This is a genomic window from Shewanella holmiensis (assembly GCF_025370255.1).
GTDB lineage: Bacteria > Pseudomonadota > Gammaproteobacteria > Enterobacterales > Shewanellaceae > Shewanella > Shewanella holmiensis.
In genome coordinates this window covers 161,239-172,777 of the sequence record NZ_JAMTCD010000001.1, presented here as the reverse complement: position 1 = coordinate 172,777, position 11,539 = coordinate 161,239, and the positions used below count along the sequence as shown (strand labels likewise).

7 protein-coding genes are annotated in these 11,539 nt (G+C 41.7%); 5 read left to right on the top strand and 2 right to left on the bottom strand.

The window, feature by feature from the left end:
* Nucleotides 1–83: 83 nt before the first annotated feature.
* The gene (locus tag NE535_RS00755) at nucleotides 84–1,409 is read right to left on the bottom strand and encodes a glycoside-pentoside-hexuronide (GPH):cation symporter (protein ID WP_261296785.1); all 1,326 of its coding nucleotides are present in this window, start codon (nucleotides 1,407–1,409) and stop codon (nucleotides 84–86) included.
* A gap of 46 nt (nucleotides 1,410–1,455) precedes the next feature.
* The gene (locus tag NE535_RS00750) at nucleotides 1,456–2,784 is read right to left on the bottom strand and encodes a GH1 family beta-glucosidase (RefSeq protein WP_261296784.1); all 1,329 of its coding nucleotides are present in this window, start codon (nucleotides 2,782–2,784) and stop codon (nucleotides 1,456–1,458) included.
* Between the two features lie 312 nt (nucleotides 2,785–3,096).
* Between NE535_RS00750 and fucP the strand changes: the two genes are divergently transcribed.
* The 5 genes from fucP (at nucleotide 3,097) to mak (ending at nucleotide 11,408) form a co-directional block, all read left to right on the top strand.
* Nucleotides 3,097–4,410 (top strand): L-fucose:H+ symporter permease, encoded by a 1,314-nt coding sequence (fucP, locus tag NE535_RS00745; protein ID WP_261296783.1) that lies wholly within the window; start codon nucleotides 3,097–3,099, stop codon nucleotides 4,408–4,410.
* Nucleotides 4,411–4,422: 12 nt separating this feature from the next.
* The gene (locus NE535_RS00740; RefSeq protein ID WP_261296782.1) at nucleotides 4,423–7,104 is read left to right on the top strand and encodes a glycoside hydrolase family 3 protein; all 2,682 of its coding nucleotides are present in this window, start codon (nucleotides 4,423–4,425) and stop codon (nucleotides 7,102–7,104) included.
* A 184-nt stretch (nucleotides 7,105–7,288) separates the two neighbouring features.
* On the top strand, nucleotides 7,289–9,370 hold the full coding sequence (locus NE535_RS00735; RefSeq protein WP_261296781.1) for a glycoside hydrolase family 16 protein: 2,082 nt from the start codon (nucleotides 7,289–7,291) through the stop codon (nucleotides 9,368–9,370).
* Nucleotides 9,371–9,647: 277 nt separating this feature from the next.
* Nucleotides 9,648–10,448 (top strand): 3'(2'),5'-bisphosphate nucleotidase CysQ, encoded by an 801-nt coding sequence (cysQ, locus tag NE535_RS00730; RefSeq protein ID WP_261296780.1) that lies wholly within the window; start codon nucleotides 9,648–9,650, stop codon nucleotides 10,446–10,448.
* 63 nt (nucleotides 10,449–10,511) lie between these two features.
* A complete protein-coding gene (mak, locus tag NE535_RS00725) occupies nucleotides 10,512–11,408 on the top strand; it encodes a fructokinase (RefSeq protein ID WP_261296779.1) in 897 nt (298 codons plus the stop codon).
* Nucleotides 11,409–11,539 lie beyond the last annotated feature (131 nt).

The following is an 11,539-nucleotide window of genomic DNA, read 5'->3' as shown; positions in this document are numbered from 1 at the left end:
TGGCAATAACTAAGGCTTAAGTCTTCTGGTGTGCTATGTCAGTTCCTTAAGCCAAGTTTGTTTTTGAGAAAATAGCGTTTAATTTAATGTTGTTTATTCAACGCTAAATGTACTTCATCCACTTTATTTGAATCTAAAACATACCAGCGCATGACAATTGCAACCAGTATCGAACCTAGCGCAGGATAAAGGGTAAATGACAGTAAAATACCATTTAACGCTTCAGCCGTTTGTGTTGTGTCCGCTTGATATCCATAGCCAGAAAGCAACCAACCCGCAGCCGCGCCACCAACAGCAACGCCTAGCTTAATAAAGAAAATAATTGACGAATAAATCATTCCGGTAATACGTACGCCAGTTTTATATTGACCGTAGTCAACGGCATCGGCCATTTTCGCCCACAGCAATGGTGTGGCCATATTGAAGGTGAATCCCCAAAGAATAAACATGGCAAAGGCTAACATGGTTTGGTCGGCAGCCACAAAGTAGCTGGCAACACATAATGCTGCCGCAATTAGTTGTAAGCTAATGTAGGCTTTTACTTTACACACTCTTTTAGCTAAAGGTTGTGCCAACATACAACCAAAAATATTGCCTAACATACCTAAGGTTATAAATAAGGTTATTGAGTCAGGCATGTTTAAAAAATATTTGACGTAATAGATGGCGAGACTGGTTCTTAATACCATACCTGACAGCAAACACACAGCAGCGATAGACAGTATGCGCCACTGGTCATTTTTGAGTAAAAATCCTAAATCTTGCTTGAAGCTTGATTGCTGATCAACCGGAGGATGTAAGCGTTCTTTGGTTCCCCAAAAGCAAGTTAAAAACATCGCCACGCCAAGAATACTCATGGCTGCTATTGTCAGTTGATAGCCCTTAGCTTTATCACCCTGGCCTAAGAAGTCGACCAATGGCAAGGTTAAGCCTGAAACTAATAAACCGCCTAACATAGCAAATACAAATCGATAGGATTGAATTGATACACGCTCTTTAGGATCCGCAGTTAAGACACCGCCCAAGGCACAGTATGGTATATTAATCGCGGTATAAACCATCATCAGCGCAGTATAGGTAACAAACGCATAGATCATTTTGCCTTCTTCACCTAAATCTGGCGTGGTAAAGGCTAAAACACTGATTATTCCAAAGGGCAGGGCAAACCAAAGCAAATAGGGGCGGAATTTTCCCCATTTGGTATTGGTTCTATCTGCAAGCGCACCCATCAAGGGGTCGGTGACAGCATCAATTAATCTGACCGCTAAAAACATGGTGCCCACAAATGCAGGTGAGATCCCAAAAATGTCGGTGTAGAAAAAAGTGAGGAATAACATCACTGTTTGAAACACAATATTACTGGCAGTGTCACCAAGTCCGTAGGCGATTTTTTCTTTTATGCTGACCATTTTAGCCTCTTATTCTTATGAGTTTTGACTATGTTATCGGGAGCCGTTAACGGGAACCGATTAAGTCACGGTAAGCTAGACCGCTGGCTTTTATGGTACGTTGTTGGGTTTGATAATCAACATATACAATACCGAAACGTTTTAAATAACCCTCAGCCCATTCAAAGTTATCCATTAAGCTCCAGGCAAAATAACCTTTCACATTTACACCTTGTGTGATTGCATTATTGACGGCGTTTAAATGAGATTGATAATAGTCGATGCGATCAGTATCCATAACCTTGCCATCAATAATCTTATCTGCCATTGCTGCGCCATTTTCGGTTATAAAAATTGGCGGCAGATTATATGAATTGTGGAGAGAGACTAATAAGTCAGTAAATGCCTGTGGGTATATTTCCCACCCTATGTCAGTTTTAGGGGCGTTTAGCATATCAATTTGGGCATAGAGGGTATCTGGGTTTGCTTCATATACCGCTCGGGTATAAAAGTTTATCCCAAGAAAATCAATTTTTTGTGCAATGATATCAAAGTCACCAGGTTCAACAATCGGACGGTCGGCTTGCGCTAGGTCGTTAATAATCTCTGGATAACACTTATCGAATAAAGGTTTGATATACCACTGATTCATATACTCATCAGCTTTTCTAGCCGCGGTGATATCTTTAGGTGTCTGTGTGTGCGGGTAACATGGCGTAAAGTTTAGCACTATGCCATTTTCAGTATTAGGGCTGAGTTGTTGTAATACTTGCATGCCTAATCCATGGGCAAGCAATATATGATGGGCAGCTTGGCGTCCGAAGGCGACCTTAGTTTTTCCTGGGGCGTGAATACCAATTTCGTAGCCTAAAAATGCGCTACAGAAAGGTTCATTGAATGTAGCGTAAGAATAAACTCTATCACCCAATGCGATAACGATTTTTTCCACATAGTCTTGGAATAAAAATGCCGTTTTACGGTTAAGCCAGCCACCTTCATCTTCAATATGTTGCGGCAAATCCCAGTGATATAACGTGACATAAGGCTTAATGCCTTTCGCATTAAGTCGGTCTAATAAATGAATGTAAAAATCAACGCCGTCTTGATTTAGGCTTCCATCTTGTTTGATCACTCTAGGCCATGAAATAGAAAATCGATAAGCATCTACACTCAGTGATTCGATAAGTTCAACGTCTTCCTGCCATAACTTAACGTGCTCACATGCTTGCTTGCCATCAGAACCATCACGAATATTACCCGCTTGGGCACAAAAGGTATCCCAAATACAAGGTAGGCGAGTATCGGCAGCGCCCTCAATTTGGAATGAAGCCGTTGCAACACCAAAGGTAAAGTCTTTTGATAGCATTGGAGATTCGGGTGGTAAGGTTATTTTCATATTTAAATTCACTTAGTTTTTGTAAAGTGGCCAAGTTCAAATTGAGGTCATTCTGATGCTAACGTATTTAAAACTCAGTTCAAATTCACTTCATTGTTTATCTTTTCGGTTCAGTTAGCACTTTAAAAATTGTTTAGTTGTCATCAAAAATCGTTGACAACAGTTATCGTTATGTTAAAAATGAAAGCGCTTACATTGAGACTAGTGATAAATTGATAAAAGGTCAACACAAGTTTTAGACGCTAAAGCGCGATGCCTTGCTTGATGTAAGATTTCGCAATAAACATATAACTATAAAATGGATGAAAACATATGGCTGGGCCCACAACTGATGCATCAATTCAAGTTGATGCGACACAAGATGCTGCACACCAAGGTGGAAATTATCGTTTTGCGTTGTTCGCATTGACCTCGCTATTTTTTATGTGGGGTTTTTTAACATGCTTAAATGATATTTTAATCCCTTACCTTAAAAACATGTTCGAGTTGAATTACACCCAGGCGATGTTGGTACAATTTTGCTTCTTTGGCGCATATTTTATTGTGTCTATTCCAGCCGGTAATTTAGTTGGAAAGATTGGGTATCAAAAAGGGATTATTACCGGACTTGTTATTGCCTGCGTTGGATGTTTATTGTTTTATCCTTCAGCCAGCTTTGCCTCTTACAATATGTTTTTATTCGCTTTTTTTGTATTAGCTTCAGGTATTACTATATTACAAGTATCAGCGAATCCGTATGTGAGTGCACTAGGACCCGCTGAAACGGCTTCATCTCGCCTGACTATGACTCAAGCCTTTAACTCTCTGGGCACAACGGTTGCGCCATTTTTTGGTAGTTGGTTAATTTTGTCAACCATTGAACATCCCGATTCAGTTACTGAGTTAGATCAAGCGATTAGCTCATTATCCGCGGTAGAGCAGGCTAGCACTGTTCAGGTACCCTATTTGATTTTGGCTGCGGCTTTATTCATGTTAGCGATTCTGTTTTTATTTTTAAAACTACCTCTTCTTGGCAAAAAAGACACTTCAGCAAACCTACAACCGATTTCAGGTAGTGCGTGGCGTTTTCCGCATTTAACCTTGGGGGCGGTTGGTATTTTTGTGTATGTTGGCGCCGAAGTTGGCATTGGTAGCTTTCTCATTAACTTTTTAACTCAAGACGAAATCGGTGGGTTAACCGAGTCTCAAGCGGCAAATTATATCGCGTATTATTTTGGTGGTGCCATGGTTGGCCGCTTCATCGGCGCATTAGTCATGCAAAAAGTCAAAGCCGGCAAGGTGTTAGCGTTTAATGCCGTATGTGCTTGTTTACTCGTCGCGACGGCTATGTTTTCAGCGGGTACAACCGCAATGTGGGCATTGTTATTAGTGGGATTATGTAACTCAATTATGTTTCCAACCATTTTTAGTTTGGCGTTGCAAGATCTTAAACAGCACACCAGCCAAGGTTCAGGTATTTTGTGTTTAGCCATTGTCGGAGGGGCGATAGTGCCATTATTACAGGGTATGCTTGCTGACTCATTAGGGATCCAATTAGCCTTTGTGTTGCCGCTAATTTGTTATGGTTTTATTTGTTACTACGGATTGATTGGCTGTGATGCTAAACGTCCAAGCACATCAGTTTGATAGGGGCATAAAATGCGAACAACAATAACGACAAATTATGATGGCTTAGGTAATACTTTAATGAATGTACTACCAGTAACCCGAGCAGCTATCATGGTTTCTGCTGCATTAGTCATGGGGTTATCAGCTTGTGGCCAACAAGGTGAAACTCGCTCAAAAGTGCTGAATGAAGAGGTAAGTACCCAACCCTCTGCGGCAATTAACGTTAATGAAGTTGCCACGGCTAAAGTGGTCAAAGATATTAATATTTGGCCGCAACAAGCACCGGCGATTAAAGTTGACCCTGAACTAGAACAGAAAATTGCAGCATTACTTGCCACGATGACATTAGAGCAAAAAGTGGCACAGATGATCCAACCTGAGATACGTGATATTACGGTTGAAGATATGCGTAAATATGGTTTTGGTTCATACCTAAATGGTGGTGGTGCGTATCCAAACAATGATAAACATGCGACTCCAGCCGACTGGATTGCTCTGGCTGAAAGTTTTTATCAGGCTTCGATTGATGATTCGCTAGACGGTAGTTCGATACCCACTATGTGGGGTACGGATGCGGTTCATGGCCATAACAATGTTATTGGCGCGACGTTATTTCCACATAATATTGGTTTAGGCGCAGCTGATAATCCAAAGTTGATTGAGCAAATTGCTGCCATTACCGCAAAAGAAGTGATGGTCACCGGCATTGATTGGGTATTTGCGCCAACCGTTGCCGTCGTGCGAGATGACCGCTGGGGCCGCACTTATGAAGGCTATTCAGAAGATCCCCGTATAGTGAGAGAGTATTCTTTTGCAATTGTTGAAGGTTTACAAGGTGCAGTAGAGGGTGACTTTTTAACAGATCAACACGTGTTATCTACGGTGAAGCATTTCCTTGGCGATGGTGGTACTGAAAAGGGCGTCGATCAAGGCAATAATATTGCCAGTGAACATGACCTCTATGCTATTCACGCTCAAGGTTATGTTGGCGGACTATCGGCTGGCGCGCAATCTGTTATGGCGTCATTTAATAGCTGGAATGGTGAAAAAATACATGGTAATCAGTATCTTCTTACCGATGTATTAAAAGGTCGTTTTGCTTTTGATGGCTTTGTTGTTGGTGATTGGAACGGTCACGGACAAGTGGATGGCTGTACAAATGAATCATGCGCCCAAGCGGTTAATGCGGGTTTAGACATATTTATGGTGCCGACAGCAGCTTGGAAGCCTTTATACAATAATACTATCGAGCAAGTTAAGCGCGGCGATATTGCTTTATCAAGAATTGATGACGCAGTGAGTCGTATTTTACGGGTTAAGTTTCGTGCAGGATTATTTGATAAACCAAGTCCTGCAAAACGTCCACTGTCTGGTAAAACTGAACTGATTGGTCAACAGAGTCATCGTGAAGTAGCAAGACAAGCTGTACGTGAGTCATTAGTGCTACTTAAAAACAAGCAAAATTTATTGCCATTATCACCCAAATTAAATGTATTAGTGGCAGGCGATGCTGCTGATAATATCGGCAAGCAATCAGGCGGTTGGACCATTACATGGCAAGGAACAGACAATCAAAATAGTGATTTTCCTGGTGCTAGTTCAATATTTTCTGGCATTAACGCCACGGTAAATCAAGCCGGCGGCACTGCCACATTGAACGTTAATGGTGATTTTGATGTTGCTAACAAACCAGATGTCGCAATTGTGGTTTTTGGCGAAGAGCCTTATGCAGAAGGGAACGGTGACATTGATAACTTAGAGTATCAACGTGGTGATAAACGCGACCTTGCTTTACTAAAAAAGTTGACCTCACAAGGTATTCCTGTGGTGTCAGTATTTATCAGTGGTCGCCCGATGTGGGTGAATGCTGAATTTAATCAATCTGATGCATTTGTTGCAGCGTGGTTGCCAGGCTCTGAAGGTAATGGGGTAGCAGATGTATTATTTACTAATGCTGAAGGCAAGGTTCAATATGACTTTAAGGGTAAGCTATCGTTTTCATGGCCTGCAACGCCACAGCAAACGACTGTTAATCGACCTTTAGATCATCAAAGTGGTGCAGCCTCAACAGTCTATTTACCTTTATTACCCTATGGCTACGGTTTAAGTTACCAATCAAACCTCTCTGAGCATATTACCTTAGAGGGTTTATCTGAAGACAATTTATCATCAGCTCAAACACTGGAAGATTTAGCTTTATTTGAACGAGCGGTAAAATCGCCATGGTCAATGTTCATTGCTACTCCAACTGAACGTGAGGGATTATCCAGCAGTGTAGCAAGTAATAGCGCATTAACCATTCGCACTATGGATAGAGTGGTCCAAGAAGATGCCCGTTTAGTTAAATTTAATGGCGCAGAGCTTGGTACTGTTGGCTTAATCAGTAATTTTCCTCGAGATTTTCGCGCATTTAGTGACTCTGAGGCTGCATTGTCATTGAGTATCAAGGTGGATAATGACTTAACACATCCCCTGTGGCTTGGTATGGCTTGCGAAGGTGAGTGCCGTCCGCAGTTCGATATTGCTGGGTTAGTGAAACCTAGCGAGTGGCAAAATATTAGTGTGTCATTAAGGTGTTTTAATCAAGACACTATGGATTTCAGTAAAATCGTGTCGCCATTTTACCTCGCTACGGCTGCAAAAGTGCAACTGAGCTTTAGCGATGTGGTGATCCAAGCTAAACAGCAACTCAATACCGTGCAATGCGATTAACGTCATAGCAAACATGCGGTGTAAATAACGCAACATCAATTTGTTTTTACCCTGGCAAGCTTTCCTCACAAAAGGAAAGCTTAGCCAAACTCATTCAAGATTTGTGCTAAGTAAGCTGTTGATGAACCCTATGTCAGAGGTTTGTTATCTACCATGCGCGATATTCATCCGTTTAGGAGCAATAATGAAGCATAATAACACTCGTAAAAAATTGGCCTTAAATTTCACAACGATTGCCTTGTCTAGTTTATTTTTGATTGGCTGTGGTTCTGACAGTATCAGTGTTGATGAAACTCCAGTGGTAGTCCCCCCAGCCCTAACTGGCTGGCAAATGGTATGGCAAGATGAATTTGATGGTAGCAGTGTTGATAGTAGTAAGTGGAGTTTTGCCGTTGATTGCTATGGTGGCGGTAATGGAGAGGCGCAGTGTTATACCGATAGACCGGAAAACACGACCGTTTCTGATGGTTTACTCACCATAACAGCGCATAAGGAAACCTTTTCAGGGCCGGCTGTAAATGATGCAGATCCTAATTATGATCCTCTAGATTCTTCTAAAACCCTTGATTATACCTCGGCCAGATTACTGTCTAAAAATAAAGGAGATTGGAAGTATGGTCGTTTTGAAATTCGCGCCAAATTACCTCAAGGGCAAGGTACATGGCCGGCCATTTGGATGTTACCAACCGATGCGGTTTATGGTCCTTGGGCTGGTTCGGGTGAGATTGATATTATGGAAGCGGTCAATTTAAAGACGGTTACCAATAATCAAGCGCCAGAATCTAAAGTGCATGGCACATTACATTTTGGCAAGTCATGGCCAAACAATGTTTATAGTGGCCAAGATTACCATTTACCGAACGAGCAGAATCCCGCCGATGATTTTCATGTTTACGCATTAGAGTGGCAACAAGATGAAATTCGTTGGTATGTCGACGACATTCACTATGCAACCCAAAGATCTTCTGGTTGGTATAGTCAATATATCGATGATAATGGTGATTTAGTCAATGCGCCCGGAGATGCACCTTTTAATCAGCCATTTCATATGCTGTTGAATCTTGCTGTAGGAGGATCTTGGGCGGGTAATGTCAATAATACCGGTATTGATGACAGTATTTTCCCACAGTCAATGTTAATAGATTATGTGCGGGTGTATGAATGTGCAGATTATCCTAATACGGGGGAGGGCTGTGCGAGTGTAGGCGAAGAAGCAATTCTGGTACCGGGTCATCAGGCGCCTGAAATTTTAGTGTCAAGCAATGAATTTGGTAAAGGCCCCATTTTTAGTTTATTTAGCCATGGCGATTCTTCCGCATTGGCAAGCGGATTGTCTTTTGGTAGTTATAATCCAGATGGTGCAATCAGCCACGCTGTCGTTACAGATGAAGTAAGAGGTGAAATACTTGAAATTAGCAAAACAGGCGCCAATGGCAATCTATTTTTTGAATATCCACAGCGGGCAAATTTAGCCCATTGGCAGGCGTTAGGTGAGTTAGTTTTTGACATCAATATTGTGTCAATGGCTCAAGGCACTGAAGTTTTGATAAAAGTCGACAGCGGTTGGCCAAACGTTGGTGACACCAGTATTGCATTACCTTCTAACTTAAACGAGTGGCAGCAAGTGCGAGTGCCATTGGCAAGTCTGGTAACAAACGGCAACCGCTTTTCCCCTGGAAGCACGGTTAACTTGGCTGATGTTGTAAACCCATTTGTGATTGAGCCTACAGGCGCTGTGGTACTTAAACTTGATAATATTCGTTACGAATATCAAGTTGCACAACAAGCCAATGTAATTGTTTACGATGATAAAGCGATTGCTCCTTATGCTTTTGGTTTATTTGCGGCATCGGGTCAGTTAATTGAAGAGCAAGTTGATGTTGGTGGCGAACACAAAATAGTAACCCAGCTGACTTTTAATACCAATGAAGCCGTTGGCTTTTACCAAAGCACGGGTTCGGTAATGGATTTTAGTGGTTTTAATACTTTGTCATTTGATTTGAATGTGGTGGCTGATCCTCGAGATGTACGCAGCATGAAAATTAAAATGGATTGCCAAACACCCTGTAGTTCTGGGGATTTTGATATTAGCGCGCCGGAGCTGGGTATTTGGACCCATTATGATATTGCCCTAACAGATTTGTTGGCTAATAGCGGATCGACCCTAGATTTAACCAAAGTGGATACGCCGATTGTTATTTTCCCCAAATGGGGCGATCAACAAGGGGTTGTACTGCAAATCGACAATATCAAACTGATTCATTAATGACTTTGAAGCTTTAAATTCAGTGTGTCTGATTGCATCACTTACGTTGAATACGAATGCAGGATGCACTGTTTCCTTTGCCTGTTTGGACGGTTAGCTTAATATCTCTTTTATGGATGTTAATCGAATGTATTCATTTGGGAGAATGCAAGGTTAACATCGGTTTTAGTTGTTTTTGATTGAAGTGCAATCAAATAGTTATAAATCAATAGCATTAACAGTGGCATAATATTTATTACGTTTTCATATTTTATCGATGTTTTGCTAAGGATTTAATTTGTCTATTTTTGAATTTTCTCAAGCTGAATTACAGCAAATAGTCACTATTGCTCGACAAGCTGGTGATGCCATTATGGCTGTTTATGCGCAAACAGATTTGCAGGTTGAGGTTAAGCAGGACGATAGCCCCGTGACGGCCGCTGATATTGCTAGTCATAATGTCATTGTTAATGGCTTAGCGAGAAACTTTTCAGATATTGCGATCATGAGCGAAGAAGATGCCAATATTGATTGGGCAACCCGTAAAAACTGGCAAACTTATTGGCTTATTGATCCATTAGATGGCACTAAAGAGTTTATAAAACGTAATGGTGAATTTACCGTTAATATTGCATTAATTCATCAAGGTAAAGCCATAGCAGGCGTTGTTTACGCGCCAGTTTTAGATAAATGTTATTACGGTATTTTAGGCGAAGGCGCTTGGCTTGCACATCAAGGACAAGTTGAAAATTTAGATATTAGTCAGCGTATTATCCAATCTATTCCTGTTGTAGTGGGAAGCCGCTCGCACATAAGTCCAGATGTGGCTGAATATTTAGATACCGTTGGCGAGCATCAAATGCTCAGTGTGGGCAGTTCATTGAAATTTTGTATGGTGGCTGAAGGCCAAGCCGATGTGTATCCAAGATTGGGACTAACAAGTGAGTGGGATACCGCAGCCGCTCAAGCCGTGTTAGAGGCAGCTGGTGGTCTTGTAATGGAATACCCGGCATTGACGCCATTACAGTACAACCAAAAAGAAAACATTTTAAACCCGTATTTTATTGCTGCTTCAGCAGCATGGTTTGAGCGTAAATAACTGCGTTTTTTACCTTGGCCAATATGGAATCTAATTAATAATAATCAAATGGAGAGACAAGTTATGATGCGTATGGGCGTCGATCTTGGTGGGACTAAAATTGAATTAGTGGCATTGGCTGATAACGGTGATGAACTTTTTCGTAAACGTATTCCTACCCCCCGCAATTATCCAGAGACGCTTGATGCCATTATCGGTCTGGTCAACGAGGCTGAAGCTAATTTAGCAGAAACAGGCTCTGTAGGTGTTGGGATCCCAGGGGTTATTTCGCCTTTTACTGGATTAGTCAAAAACTCCAATTCAACCTGGATTAACGGTCATCCTTTAGATAAAGATTTAGGTTCACGTTTAGATCGTGAAGTTCGTGTAGCCAATGATGCCAATTGTTTTGCAGTTTCTGAAGCTGTTGATGGAGCCGCTGCCGGAAAAGGCGTGGTATTTGGTGGCATTATTGGTACTGGATGTGGTGCAGGCATCGCGATTAATGGTCGGGTACATGAAGGCGGGAATGGTATTGGTGGTGAATGGGGTCATAATCCACTGCCATGGATGACTGCTGAAGAACATAATTCTACCGACTGTTTTTGTGGTAATAAGGATTGCATCGAAACCTTTATTTCAGGAACGGGCTTTGTGCGTGACTTTCGTGCCGCGGGCGGTGAAGCCTCAAGCGGTATTCAAATTGCGCAAATGATGGCAGATGGTGACGAATTTGCTAAACAAGCTTTTGATCGTTTCATTGACCGCTTAGCAAGGTCTTTGGCTCACGTTATTAATATGATGGACCCAGACATGATTGTGTTGGGTGGTGGTGTGTCTAACATAGATGCCATTTATACCGAGCTGCCAAAAGTCTTACCTCAATATGTAGTAGGCCGAGAGTGCCGCACGCCAGTGGTTAAAAACCTGTTTGGTGCATCATCAGGTGTCCGAGGTGCAGCTTGGTTATGGGGTAAGTAATAACCAAACTGACTTCTCATGTTAAATGCCATTGAATCATCAATGGCATTTTTGTTTGTCACAAGCAAAATGGTTTCGCTATATATCAATCAAATCGTTACACTATTGCGATTGTTGTCAAGAGGACTGGT

Excerpts from the sequence above, each read along its gene's own strand:
- NE535_RS00755 (WP_261296785.1), bottom strand. The coding sequence starts at position 1,409 with ATGGTCAGCATAAAAGAAAAAATCGCCTACGGACTTGGTGACACTGCC.
- NE535_RS00750 (WP_261296784.1), bottom strand. The coding sequence starts at position 2,784 with ATGAAAATAACCTTACCACCCGAATCTCCAATGCTATCAAAAGACTTT.
- NE535_RS00740 (WP_261296782.1), top strand. The coding sequence starts at position 4,423 with ATGCGAACAACAATAACGACAAATTATGATGGCTTAGGTAATACTTTA.
- NE535_RS00735 (WP_261296781.1), top strand. The coding sequence starts at position 7,289 with ATGAAGCATAATAACACTCGTAAAAAATTGGCCTTAAATTTCACAACG.
- fucP (WP_261296783.1), top strand. The coding sequence starts at position 3,097 with ATGGCTGGGCCCACAACTGATGCATCAATTCAAGTTGATGCGACACAA.
- mak (WP_261296779.1), top strand. The coding sequence starts at position 10,512 with ATGATGCGTATGGGCGTCGATCTTGGTGGGACTAAAATTGAATTAGTG.